Source organism: Pseudomonas sp. HP_01, assembly GCF_055284355.1.
In genome coordinates this window covers 337790-355531 of record NZ_JBTOPV010000001.1, presented here as the reverse complement: position 1 = coordinate 355531, position 17742 = coordinate 337790, and the positions used below count along the sequence as shown (strand labels likewise).

The 17742-nt window shown below is 61.1% G+C and carries 14 protein-coding genes; 4 read left to right on the top strand and 10 right to left on the bottom strand.

Annotated features, from left to right (window positions below; translation table 11 throughout):
• Positions 1 to 142 precede the first annotated feature (142 nt).
• On the top strand, positions 143 to 448 hold the full coding sequence (locus ACYAR8_RS01550) for a DUF1883 domain-containing protein (RefSeq protein ID WP_074885497.1): 306 nt from the start codon (positions 143 to 145) through the stop codon (positions 446 to 448).
• A gap of 65 nt (positions 449 to 513) precedes the next feature.
• Here the strand turns inward: ACYAR8_RS01550 and ACYAR8_RS01545 are convergent, their stop codons facing one another.
• Positions 514 to 2253, bottom strand: a complete 1740-nt coding sequence (locus ACYAR8_RS01545) for a dipeptidase (protein WP_074885495.1) — start codon at positions 2251 to 2253, stop codon at positions 514 to 516.
• A 322-nt stretch (positions 2254 to 2575) separates the two neighbouring features.
• On the opposite strand from ACYAR8_RS01545, the gene ACYAR8_RS01540 reads away from it, so the two are divergent.
• Together ACYAR8_RS01540 and ACYAR8_RS01535 are read left to right on the top strand one after the other, a co-directional pair.
• On the top strand, positions 2576 to 3604 hold the full coding sequence (locus tag ACYAR8_RS01540; protein ID WP_463578863.1) for an alpha/beta fold hydrolase: 1029 nt from the start codon (positions 2576 to 2578) through the stop codon (positions 3602 to 3604).
• 218 nt (positions 3605 to 3822) lie between these two features.
• Positions 3823 to 4437: a hypothetical protein gene (locus ACYAR8_RS01535; protein WP_463578862.1), complete on the top strand. Its 615-nt coding sequence runs from the start codon at positions 3823 to 3825 to the stop codon at positions 4435 to 4437.
• Positions 4438 to 5459: 1022 nt separating this feature from the next.
• On the opposite strand, the gene ACYAR8_RS01530 is transcribed toward ACYAR8_RS01535, so the two are convergent.
• From ACYAR8_RS01530 to ACYAR8_RS01495, 8 genes are all read right to left on the bottom strand, one after another.
• Positions 5460 to 6395, bottom strand: a complete 936-nt coding sequence (locus ACYAR8_RS01530) for a carbohydrate kinase family protein (protein WP_463578861.1) — start codon at positions 6393 to 6395, stop codon at positions 5460 to 5462.
• A gap of 32 nt (positions 6396 to 6427) precedes the next feature.
• Positions 6428 to 7909: a xylulokinase gene (gene xylB, locus ACYAR8_RS01525; RefSeq protein WP_463578860.1), complete on the bottom strand. Its 1482-nt coding sequence runs from the start codon at positions 7907 to 7909 to the stop codon at positions 6428 to 6430.
• 23 nt (positions 7910 to 7932) lie between these two features.
• Positions 7933 to 9450, bottom strand: coding sequence for a mannitol dehydrogenase family protein (locus ACYAR8_RS01520; RefSeq protein ID WP_463578859.1), 1518 nt, complete (start codon positions 9448 to 9450; stop codon positions 7933 to 7935).
• Between the two features lie 34 nt (positions 9451 to 9484).
• Positions 9485 to 10588, bottom strand: coding sequence for an ABC transporter ATP-binding protein (locus tag ACYAR8_RS01515; protein ID WP_463578858.1), 1104 nt, complete (start codon positions 10586 to 10588; stop codon positions 9485 to 9487).
• 165 nt (positions 10589 to 10753) lie between these two features.
• Positions 10754 to 11587 carry a carbohydrate ABC transporter permease gene (locus ACYAR8_RS01510; RefSeq protein ID WP_065991391.1) on the bottom strand — a complete coding sequence of 278 codons (834 nt, stop codon included), beginning with the start codon at positions 11585 to 11587 and terminating at the stop codon, positions 10754 to 10756.
• A 10-nt stretch (positions 11588 to 11597) separates the two neighbouring features.
• Complete coding sequence (locus ACYAR8_RS01505) at positions 11598 to 12530, bottom strand: carbohydrate ABC transporter permease (RefSeq protein WP_108121932.1); 933 nt, start codon at positions 12528 to 12530, stop codon at positions 11598 to 11600.
• Positions 12531 to 12605: 75 nt separating this feature from the next.
• Positions 12606 to 13928, bottom strand: a complete 1323-nt coding sequence (locus tag ACYAR8_RS01500; protein WP_463578857.1) for an ABC transporter substrate-binding protein — start codon at positions 13926 to 13928, stop codon at positions 12606 to 12608.
• 242 nt (positions 13929 to 14170) lie between these two features.
• A complete protein-coding gene (locus tag ACYAR8_RS01495) occupies positions 14171 to 15076 on the bottom strand; it encodes an AraC family transcriptional regulator (protein ID WP_463578856.1) in 906 nt (301 codons plus the stop codon).
• A gap of 625 nt (positions 15077 to 15701) precedes the next feature.
• On the opposite strand from ACYAR8_RS01495, the gene cobF reads away from it, so the two are divergent.
• Positions 15702 to 16463: a precorrin-6A synthase (deacetylating) gene (cobF, locus tag ACYAR8_RS01490; protein ID WP_463578855.1), complete on the top strand. Its 762-nt coding sequence runs from the start codon at positions 15702 to 15704 to the stop codon at positions 16461 to 16463.
• 10 nt (positions 16464 to 16473) lie between these two features.
• On the opposite strand, the gene ACYAR8_RS01485 is transcribed toward cobF, so the two are convergent.
• The gene (locus ACYAR8_RS01485; protein WP_463578984.1) at positions 16474 to 17688 is read right to left on the bottom strand and encodes a glycosyltransferase family 4 protein; all 1215 of its coding nucleotides are present in this window, start codon (positions 17686 to 17688) and stop codon (positions 16474 to 16476) included.
• Between the last annotated feature and the right edge of the window lie 54 nt (positions 17689 to 17742).

The following is a 17742-nucleotide window of genomic DNA, read 5'->3' as shown; positions in this document are numbered from 1 at the left end:
CAGGCGCCAGAAACAGAAAAACCTCATGAGCGATCATGAGGTTTTTTTTGGTCTCTGGTTTAGGCGTTCAGGGAGCACTGCCTTCCGGGCCAGTTCTCCGTGATATTCTCGCGGCCGTTTTCAACTCTGCCGTGGTATCCCCGTGAAATTCATCCACCAACGCGAACACCTGAATGAAGGCGACATCGTGGTGATCGAGTCCTCGAACGCCTGCAATATCCGCCTCATGAGTGATGCCAACTTCCGCAGTTTCAAGAACGGCGGTCGGCACACTTATCACGGCGGCGCCTTCGACCGCTTTCCGGCGAAGATCGTCGTGCCCAGCACCGGCTTCTGGAACATCACCCTGGACACGGTCACTCAACGGGCGATCAGCGTGACCCGCAAGCCCAACCTTAAACACTCGATCAAGATCGTGCGCCGGTCAGGCTCGAAGCTTCAGAACTGAGTCCTGACGTCCTTGCATTCGCCGCGAATCAGGCCCGCCATTGCAGCGGGCCCGAGGCAGAACGGTCAGAGCTTCGGCAGTTGCCCGATGCGGCCCATCATCTCGGTGACGATCTGCAAGTCCAGCAGGAACTGCTCGGTGGTCTTGAACTCGGCGTCGGTGTGACCGGTGTATTTAACGTCAGGTTTGGCAAGGCCGAACTGCACGCCGTTGGGCAGTTCATGCACTGAGGTGGCGCCGGCGGACGTGCCGAACTTGTGCTCCATGCCCAGGTTTTCGGTGGCCACGGCCAGCAGCGCCTTGACCCACTCGCCTTCGGGATTGCGGTACATCGGCTCGGCGATCGAGTAATCGAAGCCCGGCGTGATGTGGCTCTGCTGGGTCCACGCCGTCAGCTTCTGTGCGATTTCCGCCTTCAGCGCTTCCGGTGATTTGCCCCTTGGCACGCGCAGATTGACCGCCAGCTTGAAGGCCTTGTCGTCCATCGCCACGTAGGTCAGCGAGGCCGTCAGCGGGCCCATGAACTCATCGCTGAAGCCGACGCCCAGTTTGCTGCCCAGGTAGTCGAGGCCCCAGTTGTCAGCGGCATAACGCGCGGCGTCGGTGATCGCGTTGTGCTTGAGCGCGACTTTACCGTCCAGACCGTTGATGAAATCGAGCATCCGCGCCACCGGGTTGACCCCCGACTCTGGCTCGGAGGAATGCGCCGACACGCCGGTGACCGTCAGCTTGACGTCCTTGTCGGCCACTTGCGCGTCGACCTTGAAGTTGCCACCGTTTTGCTGGGCGTACTCGGCGCCGGCTTTTTGCAGCTCGGCCGCGAGCTCGGCGGGGCGATCAGTGACCAGCGTAACGACTGATTTCGACGGGATCTGGTTGGTTGCCATGCCGCCGGTCATCGAGGTGATTTCCGCACCCGTGCCTTCTGCGGTTCGGCCGGAGAAGCTGGCCATGACCGTGCCGTAGCCCTTTTCCGCGATGACCACCGGGTAGCTGCCGTCGAGCGCCAGGTTGTAGGCCGGCGTCGGGTTACGTTCGAAGTAATAGGGAATGGCGTCGCCGGAGGTTTCTTCAGTGGTGTCGATCAGCAGCTTGAAATTGCGCGCCAGTGGCAGCTTCTCTTCCTTGATCACCTTCATGGCGTACAGCGCGACGACGATGCCGTTCTTGTCATCCTCGGTGCCGCGGCCGTACATGCGGTCGCCGATCAGGGTGACTTTGAACGGGTCGAGACGAGTGCCGTCCGCCAGCACCCAGTTTTCCCGGGTGACCGGAACCACGTCGGCGTGGGCATGGATCCCCACTACCTCAGGGCTTGAGCCTTCAAGGGACACTTCATAGACGCGGTTGTCGATGTTGCGGAAGGTCAGGTTGAACGACTGGGCGAGGGTTTTGATTTTCTCGGCAATCTTCACGAACGCCGGGTTGTCGTGCTGGGCGACGCCTTCGGTCTGGAACGTGGGAATCGCGACCAGCTCTCGCAGGGTTTCGGTGGCGGCGCTGCCGTATTTTACCCGCGCATAAACCCCCAGCAGGCGATGGATGTCGTTCTGCTCATCGGCAGACAGCTTCTTGTTGGCGAGGAAGGCATTGATCGCCGGCTCGATGCCCGCCGCCTTGACCACGTCGGTAGTGCTGACGGTTTTGAGGAACTGGCGGAAATCAGTGACGGTGTTTTCCTTGAAGCTGCCGACAATCGTGCTGCTCTGTTGCGCGGTGAGGTTGGCGAAGGCAGCCGGTGTGAAGGCGCAGACGCCGGCGAACATCATTGTGGCGGCGGCGAGGTGCTTGAGCGAAAAGTCCATTGGGTGGGGCATTCCTTGGCAGGCATGTTGAGAGAAATGTCTGATCGTTCGATCAGAAACCACCGCACGCTACCATCGCCGGTGGAGCAGGGGGAGTCCTTATGCTGATATCTGTCGCCTTGGAGGGTGAAAGCGGCGCAGAACCATAAATGACTCAGGCTATTGAATGGCCTGAAAAAATAGGCGTGATCGGGCCTGGCTCAAACGGCATAACCGTCTACGCTGATGGCGCAGCGCGACGGCATGATGTTGATGTACATGGTTTTCCGTAGCCTCAAACTTTCAGGCGCTATCGCGCCAGGCTTTATCACTAAGGAATTCCATGAAACTGCGTCATTACGTTGACCGGACGCTGTGTGCGTTGCTGGTCATGATGAGTGTGGGTGTTTGTCAGGCGGCTGAGCAGCAGCGGGTAAACATTGGCTCGTTGAACATGACCGGCGGCAAGATCTCGCGCTGTGACCTGGGTTATCGCACCTACGGCACCCTGGCAGAAGACCGCAATAACGTCGTACTGGTGACCACCTGGCTGGCCGGACGGACGTCCGACCAGGCCGATATGATCGGCCCGGGCAAGTTGGTCGACACCAATCGCTGGTACGTGGTGGCGATGGACGCCATCGGCAATGGCGTGTCCTGCTCGCCGTCAAACAGCCCGATCGCGCCGCGCCTGAAGTTTCCGCAGTTCGGCATCCGTGACATGGTCAAGGCGCAACATCGATTGCTCGCCATGTACCTGGGCATTGATCACGCCCACGCCATCGTCGGCATTTCCATGGGCGGCATGCAGGCCTTGCAGTGGGCGGTAATGTATCCGGACTTCGCCAGCAAGGTGGTGACCATCGTCGGCACGCCTCACCCGACCGAACGTGACCTGCAGGCCTGGAATGCAGAACTGGCCGCCATCGAACGCGCGCCGGGCTGGAACGACGGCAACTATGCGCCGGGCACTGCGTTCAAACAGCTCACGGCGGTCCACAACGGTTATCTGTGGACGCCGGAGCATAGCGCCGCTAAAAACCTCGGCAACCGGCCCGCGCCTGCTGGCAAACAGCCCGCCACCCCGGGCAATCAGTCCTTCAGCACGGTTGACTGGTACCGGCAATTGCAGGCCATGACCTCCTTCGATTTGTTGCGCCAGGGCGACATGGCCACGCTGGCCAAGAAGATCAAGGCGCAGCTATTGATCATCACTTCGGAACAGGACCGCATGGTCGACCCGGCGCCTTCCAAAGCGCTGGCCGCTCAAAAGCGCGCGCAGTTGCTGGTGCTCAATAGCGATTGTGGGCACATGGCGCCGGCGTGCGAGGCGGACAAGGTGAATGAGGCGGTGAAGACGTTCCTCAAATAGGACGGCGGGCCAGGGTTGTCAGCGGCGCGCTGGCCAGTACGGCAACGCTGCGGCGAGAATCTGCCGCAGACGGCAAGCATTGTCGATTATGGCGGCCAGTCGCGGCTTGTCGCGTGGTCTGCAAGTCTCTGCTGGCGGGCCTTTCAGGGAAATAGGCGGTATGGCATCGGTTTTGCTGCTGTCGGGGTACATCGGACAACCTGAACAGGAGGTGAAAGATGTTGATCGGCAACAGTGCTATCCAGCAGTTCGTGTCGAAGGCCGTAAGCCATACCCATTACGCCACGCCGGACACGGATGCCTACACCAGCGCCATGGCCGGCGCCGCCACACCCGTGGCGGCGATTGCGAGCAATGGCGAAGGCGCGGCGCAAGGCAGCAATGACGGTAAGCAGGGCTACGACGAGTCGTTTGCCAAAATGATGGTGAACCTGAAGGCAGCGGCGGCCAACACGGCGTCGTCGGTGACGGACGATGACAAGGCGGCTGCGGCTGCGGCGTTTGTGTCCAGCGCTGACAAGCAGGTTGCGTCGTCTGACAGTGTCAGCAAGGGCGTGTCCGATGAACTGGCGGGCAGTGATGGCGCGGCGGGTTCTTACGGGGTGGGTTCGGTGAAGGATCAGTTTCTGTCCTACATGAACCAGACCGACGCGGAGAAGGTGCGGCAGCGGTTGACGGGCGTCAGCAAGGCGGAATACGACGCCATGACGCCGCAGGAGCAGGCGGCGGTGGACAAGCAGGTGACTGAGCTGCAGAAGCAGAAGACGGATCAGCAGGTCGCTGAGCAGGAGGTGAAGACCAGGATCGCCATGGCAAAGGCGGAAATGGCCTGATTGTTTTTGTTTAGATCAAGGGCGTCTGCCTAAGGGCAGACGTTTCGCCTTCGGCGGTTTTTCCAGATCAAGAGCGTCTGCCTGGCGGCAGACATTTCGCCTTCGGCGAGTTACTTGGAAAAGCACCCCAAGTAACCAAGGGTGCCTGCTCCTGGTTTGGCTCCTCCTTCGTCGGAGTACCCTCACTTCGGTCTCGCTCCGTGGGCCCGCGCCGAACGGGCATCCATGCCCTGACGGCGCTCTCGCCGCATCCATGCGGCTCGACCCACCCCGCGAAACCTGCGTTCAGCCTGCACCCAAGTCGCGATAGGCGTCGTCTGGGCGGTATGTGTCTGAAGATCAAGATCAAAAGCAGATCAAAAGCAGATCAACGGCTTCCCGGCTAAAGCCGGTCCCACTAAAGGCAGCGTGTGCAGCAAGTTCACTGATCGTTCCCACGCTCCGCGTGGTAACGCCTCCCCAGACGCTCCGCGTCCCGCAGACGACGCGCATTCAGGCCTGGGGAAGTGACGCGGAGCGTCACGGGATGCATGCCCACGCGGAGCGCGGGAACCATCACAGATCAAAAGCAGATGAAGAGCAGATCAAAAGCAGATCAACGGCTTCCCGGCTAAAGCCGGTCCCACTAACAGCAGCGCGTGCAATCAGTGGGACCGGCTTTAGCCGGGAAGCTTGTGATCTGCTCTTGATCTGCTTTTGATCTTCATACGCAGAAAGCTCAAACACCACCAATCGCGACTTGGGTGCAGGCTGAACGCAGGTCTCGCTTCGTGGGCTGAGCGGCATGGATGCCGCGAGAGCCGCCCCCCGCCATGGATGGCGGATGGCGGCGGGCCCACGGAGCGAGACCGAAGTGAAGGAACCCCGAGGAACGAGGGGCCCAACCAGGAGCAAGCACCCTTGGTTACTTGGGGTGCTTTTCCAAGTAACTCGCCGAAGGCGAAACAGTCTGCCCCCAGGCAGACGCCTGTGATCTTGATCTTGATCTTGATCTTGATCTTGATCTGAAAAGGGCCAGACGCCTAGACCACCTCCGCCCGATAGGGCAAATCAGGCCCCTCTCGCGTACAGGTCACTGCCGCTGCCGCCACCGCAAACTCCAGCATCTTCGTCAGGGTCTCGCGATCAACCCCGGCCAGGGTGCCCGGCGCATCCAGACCCCGCTCCGTCAGAAACGCTATCAGCGCCGCCTGAAACGTATCCCCGGCACCTACCGTATCCACCGTCTCCACCTTGTGCGCCGCCACCGACCAGGTCCCCAAGTCCCGCGTAAACACAGTGGCGCCCTGACGACCGCGGGTCATGATCACCCACTGGCAATTGTCCTTGAGCCAGCCCGCGGCCACCGCCGCCGCATCTTTCTGCGGATACAACAGCTCCAGATCCTCATCACTGACCTTGATGATGTGCGCATGCTCGGCAAACTTCGCCACTTGGCTGCGCCACAGCTCAATGCTCGGCGCCGGATTCAGCCGCACGTTGGGATCGAAGGTAATCAGCCGCTTGCCGCTTTCCCGCCGCACCAGCGTCAGCAGTGCCTCGGCGACCGGCTCCACCACCAGCGAAAACGAACCCACGTGCAAGCCTCGCACACTGTTGTCCAAAGTCGGCAAATGCTCAACGCTCAGCATCCGGTCGGCGCAGCCTTCGCCGCGAAAACTGTACTGCGGCGAGCCGTCGGCGCCCACGGCGACCATCGACAGCGTGGTGGGCGCGTCGATATGCACGAGAAAGTCATCGCGCACGCCTTCTTCCGCCAGCACCGTCAGCAGGCGCTTGCCCAGGTAATCGCTGGAGATGCCGGCGAAAAACCCGGCATCGATGCCCAGCCTGCGCAGCCCGACGGCGACGTTGAACGGCGAACCGCCGGCGATGGCCTGATAACCCACTTTGTTGCTTTGTCCGCTGTCCGGCTGACAGAAAAAATCGAACAGTGCTTCGCCACAGACCAGATACATAGTTGCTCCATAAAGGCCGACGGGGCTGTCCGTCAGAGGCCCTGCAATTGAGTGCGATAGTGCTGATAAACGGTTTGGTACGCCGCAACGTGTTCGGGTACCGGCCGGGTTTCACTGGCCGGGTCGAGGCTGACGCAACGCTCGGTCAGCGCCTGCAGCGACTCACCGTCACCCTCGGCGTGGGCATGACACCACGCTGCCTGAATCGCCGCGCCCAAGGCGGCCGCTTCGGTGCCGGTGGTGCAGATGACCGGCGTGTCCATGATGTCGGCGACGATCTGCCGCCAGACCGCGCTTTTCGCGCCGCCGCCGATCAGGCGGATGTTATCGCTCTTAATGCCGCTGTCGCGCAACAGGTCCAGGCCGTAACGCAGGCCGAAGGTGGTGCCCTCGACCACCGCGCGGCACAGGTTGGACTGGGTCAGATTGGTGCTGTCCAGCCCGAGAATGCTGCCGGTGGCATGGGGCAGGGCGGGCACGCGCTCGCCGTTGAGGAAGGGCAGCATGAGCACGCCCTGGGCGCCAATCGGTGAGGACGCCACCGCCGCGTTGAAAGCGCCGATGTCCAGCGTGAACAGCTCGCGGATGGCGCTGGTGGCGTTAGTCAGGTTCATGGTGCAGATCAGCGGCAGCCAGCCGCCCGACGAGGAACAGAAGGTCGCCACCGACGGCTGCGCGCTGACATTGCCGGCGTCGGCGAATGCGTAGACCGTGCCCGACGAACCCAGGCTCATGGTGATCGACCCCGGCGCGATGTTGCCGGTACCGATGGCGCCCATCATGTTGTCGCCGCCGCCGCTGGAGACGATGGCGTTCGGGTTGAGGCCCAGACGCTCGGCGATCGCGGGAAGAATCGTGCCCACCGCCTGATGCGCTTCGATCAATTTCGGCAATGCCTTGACCAGCCGTCCACTGGGGTCGATGTGCTGAAGGATGTCGAGGTCCCATTCGCGGGTGCGCACGTTGAAATAACCGGTGCCCGACGCGTCGCCGAACTCGCTGCAGCTGCGGCCGGTCAGCCAGTAATTGAGGTAGTCGTGGGGCAGCAGAATCTTGTCGATGCGGGCGAACAAGTCCGGGAACTGTTCTTTGCTCCACAGCAGTTTCGAGACCGTATAGCCCGGCGCGATGGCAATCCCCAGGCGCTCCAGCGAGCCCGCTTCACCGCCCAGATACGCCAGCAGGCGATCATTTTCAGGTGAGGATTCGGTGTCGCACCATAGCTTGGCCGGGCGCAACACCTGTCCCGAGGCATCGAGCATCACCAGGCCATGTTGCTGCCCGGACACGCCGATGGCCTGGATGTCCGCGCCGGACACCCCGGCCTGCTTCAATGCCTGTTTCGTGGCCTGCTCGAACGCATCGAGCCATTCCTGAACATCCTGCTCGCGGCGCCCGTTGGCACCGCTGATCATGTGATGGGCGCCCGAGCCTTCGCCCAGAACCTTGCCGCTGACGGCATCCAGAACAATCGCCTTGGTGCCTTGGGTACCGCAATCGATGCCGAGAAACATGTTCACCTCGTTAGCTCTGAAGCTCAGGCGGTTTTCGCCAACAGGTTTTCCAGGGTTTTGCTGACGCCCAACTGCTTCAGGCTGTTCAGGTTGTGCTCGAACGATGCCACGAACTCAGGGGACTGGGGAATCGCCGCACCGAAGATTTCTTCGACTTCAAGCAGCCGCTGAGTGACCAGCACGTCATCGGCCACCAGCGCCTTGCAAAAGTCCGCCCGCGGGTCGACGACGGTGTACGGCACGCCGTTCTCGCCGGTGAAGTCGCCGTTGCGATTGCCCTGTAGGTACAGCGCCCAGGCCGCGACCACCAGCGAGGCGCGGTCCATGTTGCCGCTGTCCAGGATCAGACGATTAATCGTCGGCACGGTGAATTTCGGGAATTTCGACGAACCGTCGGAGCACACCCGCTCCAGCTGGTCGGCAATCGCCTGATTGGAGAACCGATCGATCAGGGTCTGTTTGTATTCGGTCAGGTCGATGCCCGGCACCGGCGCCAGTTGCGGGGTGACGTCGAGGTCCATGTAGGTGCGGATGTACTCGACGAACAGTGGGTCGTTCATGGTTTCGTGGACGAAGCGATAGCCCTTCAAGGCCCCGAGATAGGTCAGCGCCAGGTGGCTGCCGTTGAGCAGCTTGATCTTCATTTCTTCATACGGAGTGACGTCGTCGGTGAACTGCACGCCGACCTTTTCCCAGGCCGGACGGCCGTTGACGAATTTGTCTTCAAGCACCCATTGCACGAACGGCTCGCACACCACCGGCCAAGCGTCGTCGATGCCTTTCTGGTCATGCAGTTGCAGGCGGTGGGCGGTGCTGGTCATGGGCGTAATGCGGTCGACCATGGCGTTGGGGAAGCTGACGTTTTCAGCAATCCAGTCGTGCAGTTCCGGGTCGCGCAGTTGGGCGAATGCCAGCAGGGCCTTGCGTGTGACCGCGCCGTTGTGCGGCAGGTTATCGCAGGACATCAGGGTGAACGCCGGCGTGCCTTCGGCGCGTCGTCGGGTCAGGGCGGCGCACAGGTAACCGAACACGGTTTTTGGCGTGGCGGGGTGTTCGAGGTCGTACTGGATCTGCGGCAGGTGGCTCATGAATTCGCCGGTGCTGTCGTCGATGCAGTAACCGCCTTCGGTGATGGTCAGCGAGACAATGCGGATGTCCGGACTGGCGAGTTTGTCGATCAGCGCCAGGTCGCTGTCGGTGGACATGAGCATCTGACTCATGGCGCCGATCACGCGGGTTTCGGTGTCCGGGGTGTCGCCCAGTTCGAACAGCGTGTAGAGGAAGTCTTGGCCCTTCAGCGCTTCGAAATTGCCGCGGTCTTCCTCGCGCAGGCTGACCCCGCAAATGCCCCAGTCCAGGCCTTCGCCGCTGCCTTCATTGGCGCCGAGGGACATCAGCGCGTCGGTGTAAAACGCCTGGTGGGCGCGGTGAAAACCACCGACGCCGATGTGGGCGATGCCCTGGCGACGCTCATCAAGGGAATAGGCGGGGATGGCGATGCCGGCGCCCAGGTTGGAGAGGTTCTGCTTGTTCAGTTTCATGACGGTGTTCCCGAATGCTGTGGAGTGCGAGGGATCAGGCAGCGGCCTGCAGCGCGCGACGGATGACCTGGCCCTGGGCGTCGAACAGGTGGCAGTGCGCGCTGTTCAGGTGCAGTTTCAGGGTTTCGCCGTACTGGCTCGCGAGGTCCCCACGAATCCGCATGGTCAGCGGCTCGCCGGAAGTGGTGCGCACGTGGCAGTAGGTGTCGCTGCCGAGGCGCTCGCTGACGTCGGCGATGACGGTCAGCTGGCAATCGCCTTCATTGGCCAGCTCCAGGTGCTCGGGACGAATCCCCAGGGTCACCGAGTCGCCGAGGCTCTGTTGGGCATTGGTGAAAGGCAGCAGGACTTTCGTCCCGGCGTCCAGGGTGACTTCACAGGCCGACGCTTCGACGCCGCTGATGATGCCCTTGAGGAAGCCCATTTTCGGCGTGCCCAGAAAGCCCGCGACGAACAGGTTGGCCGGATGGTGGTAGAGCTCCAGCGGTGAACCGACCTGCTCGACGCGTCCGCCATTGAGCACGACCACCTTGTCGGCCAGGGTCATGGCTTCGACCTGATCGTGGGTGACGTAGATCATCGTCGCCTGCAGCTCTTTGTGCAGGCGCGACAGCTCCAGTCGGGTTTGCACTCGCAAGGCCGCATCGAGGTTGGAAAGCGGTTCGTCGAACAGAAAGATTTTCGGGTTGCGCACGATGGCCCGACCGATTGCAACGCGCTGGCGTTGACCACCCGACAGCTGCTTGGGCTTGCGTTCCAGCAGTGGGCCCAGCTCGAGGATACGCGCGGCTTCATCGACCTTTTTCTTGACCTCGGCCTTCGGCGTGCCGGCCAGATCCAGGGCGAACGACAGATTTTTGCCGACGGTCATGTGCGGGTACAGGGCGTAGGTCTGAAACACCATTGCCAGGTCGCGCTTGGCCGGGGTGACCTGGGTGATTTCGCGGCCATCGAGTTCGATGCTGCCGCTGGTCACGTCTTCCAGGCCGGCGATCAGGCGCAGCAGGGTGGATTTGCCACAGCCCGACGGACCGACGAAGACCACGAACTCACGGTCCTTCACGTCCAGGTCGATGCCCTTGATGATCTGGTGGCCGTCGAAGCCTTTTTGCAGATTTCTGATTGTCAGGTTAGCCATGATGGGCTCCAGTTTTTGTTCTTCAAGAAGGGCCAGATGTTCGGGTGGCCTCAACACCGACCTGTAGGAGCGCGCTTGCCCGCGTACGCGGTACATCAAGCGATAAATTCGGCGCTGACACACCGCAATCGCGGGCAAGCGCGCTCCTACAGAGGGCTGCGTTAGTTATTTCACGGCACCAAACGACAGCCCGCGAACCAGTTGTTTCTGGCTGATCCAGCCGAAGATCAGGATCGGCGCGCAGGCCAGGGTCGACACCGCCGACAACTTGGCCCAGAACAAGCCTTCAGGGCTGGAATACGAGGCGATCAGCGCAGTCAGCGGTGCGGCATTCGAGGAGGTCAGGTTCAGCGACCAGAACGCCTCGTTCCAGCACAGGATCAGCGACAGCAGCGCCGTCGAGGCCAACCCGCCCTTGCAGATCGGGATCAGCACCCGAAAGATTTCCTGGCGTGTGGTGGCGCCGTCCAGACGCGACGCTTCAAGAATCTCCCCGGGGATGTCCTTGAAGTAGGTGTAAATCATCCACACCACGATCGGCAGGTTGATCAGCGTGTAGATCACGATCAGCGCAATGCGCGAATCCAGCAGGCCGAAGGTCTTGGCCAGCAGGTAGATCGGCATCAGCACGCCCACCGGCGGCAGCATCTTGGTCGAGAGCATCCACAGCAGCGTGCCCTTGGTCCGTTTGGTTTCGAAAAACGCCATGGAATAGGCCGCCGGCACCGCGATCAGCAGGCACAGGATCGTCGCGCTGAAGGAGATCAGGATCGAGTTCCAGGCGAAGTGAAAATAGTCACTGCGCTCCTGGATGTGCAGGTAGTTTTCCAGGGTCGGCGTGAAAATGAACTGCGGCGGCGTGGCGAACGCGTCGATCTCGGTCTTGAAGCTGGTCAGGACCATCCAGAAGATCGGGAAGAAAATCAGCGCTGCGATCAGCCACGACAAGGTGCCGAGCAGGGCACTTTGCAGGCGACGGGATTGTTTGAGCGTCATCATGGCCTTGCCCTCAAGACTTGTCGGTGAGGTTTTTGCCGATCATCCGTACCAGGATGATCGCGGCAATGTTGGCGATCACGACGGCAATCAAACCGCCTGCCGATGCCATGCCCACGTCGAATTGCAGCAGTGCCTGGTTGTAGATCAGGTACGCCAGATTGGTGGACGCGAAGCCCGGACCGCCGTTGGTGGTGGTGAAGATTTCAGCGAACACCGAGAGCAGAAAGATCGTTTCGATCATCACCACCACGGCGATCGGACGCGCCAGGTGCGGCAGGGTCAGGTGCCAGAAGATCGCGATCGGGCCGGCGCCATCCAGACGCGCCGCTTCCTTTTGCTCCTGATCCAGGGACTGCATGGCGGTCATCAGAATCAGGATCGCGAAGGGCAACCACTGCCACGACACAATGATGATGATCGACAGCAGGGGGTAATTTGCCAGCCAGTCCACCGGCTGGGCACCGAACAGCTTCCACACCCAGGCGAGAATCCCGGAGACGGGGTGGAAAATCAGGTTCTTCCAGATCAGTGCGCTGACCGTCGGCATGATGAAAAACGGCGAGATCAACAGCACGCGCACGATGCCGCGACCGAAAAACTCGCTGGCTTCCAGCAACGCCGAGATCAGCACGCCAAGAATCACGCTGATGGCCAGCACGCTGCCGACCAGCAACAGGGTGTTCATGGCGCCGGGCAGAAAGCCGGCGTCGGTGACGAAGAATTCGAAGTTCTCAAGGCCGACGAATTCGTTTTCGCCGGGGTTGAGCAGGTTGTAGCGGATCAGCGAAAAGTAGATGGTCATGCCCAGCGGCACGATCATCCAGACCAGCAGCAACAGCACCGAAGGGCTGACCAGAAACCAGCCGGGCTTGGTGACGCTGCCTTTGGCGGACGACTTATCGTCGGCCGCGGCGGTGCGCGGGGTGAGGGTTGAGGTGTTCATGTCGACTCCGAACCGGGCAAAAGCGTGAGCGTGGGCGGCAGGCAATCAGCGCCTGCCGCCTTCAAGCAGCGGGTGTCAGCCCTTTTTCGGGTAACCCGCGCGCTTCATTTCACGCTCGGCCACGCTTTGGGCGCTGGTCAATGCCTGATCCACGGTGGAGGTGCCCACCAGTGCCGCCGAGAACTGTTGGCCGACGGAGGTGCCGATCGACTGGAACTCGGGGATGGTCACCAACTGGATGCCGACGTAAGGCACAGGCTTCAGGGTCGGTGATTTAGGCGTGACGGCCTTGAGGGATTCCAGGGTGATGTTGGCGAACGGCGCGGCTTGTTTGTAGGCATCGGTGTAGGTCGAAGCGCGGGTGCCTGGCGGCACGTTGGACACGCCGTCTTTCTCGGCGACCAGCGCGGCGTACTCTTTGGACGTCGCCCATTCGGTGAAGGCGCGCGCGTCCTTGTCGTTCTTCGCGCTGGTCGGGATCGCCAGTGCCCACGAGTACAGCCACGCCGAGCCCTTGTCGGTCACTTCGTGTGGCGCGTAGGTAAAGCCTACGCTGTCGGCGACTTTGCTCTGGGCTTTGTCGGTCACGAACGAACCGGCCACGCTGGCATCCACCCAGATCGCGCACTTGCCGCTGTTGAACAGCGCGAGATTTTCGTTGAAGCCGTTGCTGGAGGCGCCGGGCGGGCCGTCTTTTTTCATGACATTGGTGTAGAAGGTCAGCGCGTTCTTCCACTCAGGCTGGTCGAATTGCGGCTTCCACTGTTCGTCAAACCAGCGCGCGCCAAAGGAGTTGGCGATGGTGGTAATCAACGCCATGTTCTCGCCCCAGCCCGCCTTGCCGCGTAGGCAGATGCCGTATTGTTCCTTGGACTTGTCGGTGAGCTTGTCGGCGAATTCGGAGATCTGCGTCCAGGTCGGCCGCTCCGGCATGGTCAGGCCGGCGGCCTTGAACAGGTCTTTGCGGTAGTAGGTGATCGAGCTTTCTGCATAGAACGGCAGGGCGAAGAGTTTGCCGTCAACCGACAAGCCATCGCGTACCGAAGGAAACACGTCGTCCAGCGCGTAGGACGCTGGCAGATCGTTCATTTCCTTGAGCCAGCCCTTGGCACCCCAGAGTGACGCTTCATACATGCCGATGGTCAACACGTCGAACTGGCCGCCCTTGGTGGCGATGTCAGTGGTCAGGCGCTGACGCAGCACGTTCTCTTCCAGCACCACCCACTTGAGCTTGATGTCTTTGTGCTGTTCTTCGAAGGTCTTGGACAGCCGCTGCATGCGGATCATGTCGCTGTTGTTGACGGTGGCGATGGTGACTTCACCGGCAGTGGCGGTGGTGCACAGGGACAGGAGGGTCAGACAGGTACCGGCAAGGAGAACATTTGCAGAGGTCTTCATTTATCACTCCTCTTCTGCGTCCAGGCGGACGTCAGAAGCTTGGTTATTGTTTTTGTTTCTTCCGGAGACCAGGAAGAATGTCAGTTGATTACAGCCTTGTGCGCGCTGGTTGACAAATCCTGCGGCGCACTTGAACTGATACTATTTTGCACTGAGGTTTCCAGCGGGCACGCCGCAAAACTGCCTCAGCGCATGGGGCGGGGCAGTTCCAGCGTAGTTGATGAGAGCGAAGGGGCAACGAATCAGTACAGGTTTTGTTCGGTCAGGCGCTGCACGGCGAGGCGTCGGTAGTGCGAGGGGGTCATGCCTTTAAGCTTCTGAAAGCGTCGATTGAAGTTGGAAATGTTATTGAAACCCGACTCGAAGCAGACATCGGTCACCGGCCTGTCGCCATCGGCGAGCAGTTCGCAGGACTTGCTGATGCGCAGCCGGTTGACGAATTCGACAAAGCAGCGCCCGGTGGCCTGCTTGAACACACGGGAGAAATACGTAGGCTTCATGCTCAGGTAGTCCGCCACTTCTTCCAGCGGCAGCTCGCGGGCGTAGTGGGTAAAGATATATTCCACCGCTTTGTTGGTGCGCTCCACGGCATGATCGTCGGACAACTGGGACGCGGTGGTGCCCGACAGCAGCTGGAAATCATCACTGGCCGCCAGTACTTCCAGCAGAATGAAGAAATGTCCCAGCCGGGTCATGCCCGTGGTGTCGGCAATCTTCTGCATCAGTCTGGTGGCCTGGCGGATGGTGCGCTTGCAGCGGAATTCGATGCCGTACTGCGCGCGTTCGAGCAACGGCGCCAGGGTCTTGAGTTCAGCGAACACCTGATTGCCGCTTTCCAGCAGCTCCTCGGTGAAGTTGACCAGCATGTCGCGCTTGGGCACGACCTCGTCTTCCTCGATCTGGCTGATCCAGTTGTGCGGAAGATTGGGGCCGGTGAGGAACAGCGTCTCAGGGTAGAAATTGCCGATGTAATCGCCGACGAAGACCTTGCCGGAACTGGCAACGATCAGGTGCAGCTCGTATTCCTTATGGAAATGCCAGCGCACCAGCGGACAGGGAAACCCGTGTTCGCGGTAAATGATCGACAGCCCGTTGTGGTCGTCCATCAACTCGTAGGAAGGGTCGGTGACTCTTGTTGTTTTGGTCATGCGGGTGCCGATCTGGAGAGTGGCGTGGGAATAATGTGCACTATTTGTTGGGCGGAATACAGACGCGCGTTTTAAACAGCTGCAGATGAATGCACGAATTCAGTGGGACCGGCTTCAGCCGGGAAGAGGCCAGTACCAACACCTTCAATTCTGCATTGTGAGGTCCGACGCTTTCCCGGCTAAAGCCGGTCCCACTAGGTGATCGCGGTGTTCAGTGGGACCGCGGTGCTTCAGTAGGACCGGCTTCAGCCTGGAAGAGGCCGGTTTGCACGCCATCATTTCTGCGGTGTGACACCCGATGCTTTCCCGGCTAAAGCCGGTCCCACTAGGTGACCGCGGTGTGCAGTGGGACCGCGGTGTTCAGTAGGACCGGCTTCAGCCGGGAAGAGGCCAGTCTGAACACCCTCAATTCTGCGGTGTGACGTCCGACGCTTTCCCGGCTAACGCCAGTCCTACAGGCTCCACGCGTTGTTTCAGTGGGACCGGCTTCAGCCGGGAAGAGGCCGGTTTGAGCACCGTCAATCCTGCGGCGGGACGCTGATCTGCGGAGGGGACTAACCACACCCATCAACAACCCGATACGCTGATGCACCTTCCGCAAATGCCTCCAGAGAGCGGCCACCCCATGAAAAAAATCCTCGTGATCGGCATTGGCGCGGGCAATCCCGAGCACATCACCGTTCAGGCGATCAAGGCGCTGAACAGCACCCAAGTGTTTTTCATCCTCGACAAGGGCTATGCCAATGACGACCTGCTGGCGTTGCGTCGGGAGATTTGCGAGCGTTACATCGAGGGCCATGACTATCGGCTGGTGCAGGTGAGCGACCCCAGGCGCAAGGACGATTCACCGTCCTATCGCAGCGGGGTCGAACACTGGCACGAGCAGCGCGCCGTGCTGTTCGAGCAATTGATCGCCGATGAAATAAAGGCAGGCGAGACCGGCGCGTTTCTGGTGTGGGGTGATCCGGCGCTGTACGACAGCACGATGCAGATTCTCGATCAGGTGCTCGCCCGGGGCCGCGAGTCATTTGCCTACGACGTCATTCCCGGGATCACCAGCGTGCAGGCGCTGGCCGCCGGGCACCGCATCGGCTTGAACCGCATTGGCGAGCCCATCAACATCACCACCGGTCGTGAGCTTGCAGCGGAGCAGGGCGAGCAGATCAGCAACAGCGTGGTGATGCTCGACGCCCATTGCACCTTCGAGCGGTTCGTCGATCAGGATTTGCACATCTATTGGGGGGCTTATCTGGGCACCCCTGACGAGATGCTCATTTCAGGCCCGCTGCACAACGTCAGCGCGCAAATACGTCAGGCGCGTGAAACAGCACGGGCGCAGAAGGGCTGGATCATGGACACCTACCTGCTGCGCCGCGCCGTCCGCTAGATAAAACGCCTCAGGTGTTTTTGTTCTTGGCTTCGATCCACTGCGACATGTACTGCGTGCTCTTGTGCTGATGATGGCGAAGCATGGCACCGGTGAAGCTGGCCGCGCGATGGGCCTGCAGCGTGTCCCGCAGCGAAAGGATGCGTTCGACCAGCACGGCACAATGGCGGTCATGGCCAAAGCGCGCCGGCAGTAGTTCCCAGCCTTCCCGTTGCGCCTGTTGCCAGCGCGACCGATCGGTGTAAAGACTGACTGCCGCGTCCGCCAGTCCTTGCGCATCGCAGGCCACAGCGCCGGGAAACGCCAGTTCGCCGTGCATGGCCTCGGCGCCGATGGGCGTGGTCACGGTTGGCGTGCCGCAGACCATGGCATCAATGATCTTGCCCTTGATCCCCGCGCCGAATCGCAACGGCGCGAGGGACACCCGCGCAGCACCCATCACCGCCAGCGCATCTTCGGCCCAGTTCATGATGTGAAACCCTTGGGCAGCGTTATGCAGCGCGGCTGCCTTGGGCGGCGTATACGCGCCGTAGACATGCACCTGAGATGCGGGCAGTTGCGCGCGGATCAGCGGCCAGACCGTGTTCTTCAGCCACAGCACTGCATCCCAGTTCGGGGCGTGGCGGAAGTTGCCGATGGTGATGAAGTGCGCCCGGTCGTCGAAGTCACGCGGGCTATGGGGCGCCTCGCGTGGCTCCCGGACCAGCAGCGGTACCCAATGGAGCTGAGCACGGGGCACTGAAAACGCCTCGGTCAGCAGGTCGATTTCGACGTCGGAGACCATCAGGCTCAGGTCACTGCGGTGGATCGCGGCGATCTCGCGCTGGGCGAGGTCAGTGGTCGCCATCCGGGTGAACAGTTGATCCCGAGGCGTCTGGAAATACGCAGTCAGGTCAGCATCAGGTTTGCCGTCGAGCCGGTCCTTGACCGCCTGATGACGGGCATGGCGCAGGCTCTGCAGGTCGGACGTCTCAAGCAGGCGAAGGGCGTTCGGGCAGTGTTTTTCCACCCGCCAGCCGAACTGCTCTTCCATCAGAAACTGGTCGAACAACACTACGTCGGGCTGCAGTTCTCCGATGAAGGCATCAAAGCTGCTGTGGTTGAGGGCAATGGCGACTTCCGTGATACCCAGTGCGGTCAGGTCGGCCTTGTGTTCGCCTTCTGTGGCGGCGCTGGCGAAGGTGATTTGCCAGCCCTGTTCGAGAAAACAGTCGATCAATTGCATGACATGGCCGCTGGCCGCAGACGACTGCGGTTCGGGCCAGACGTAGCCAATGAT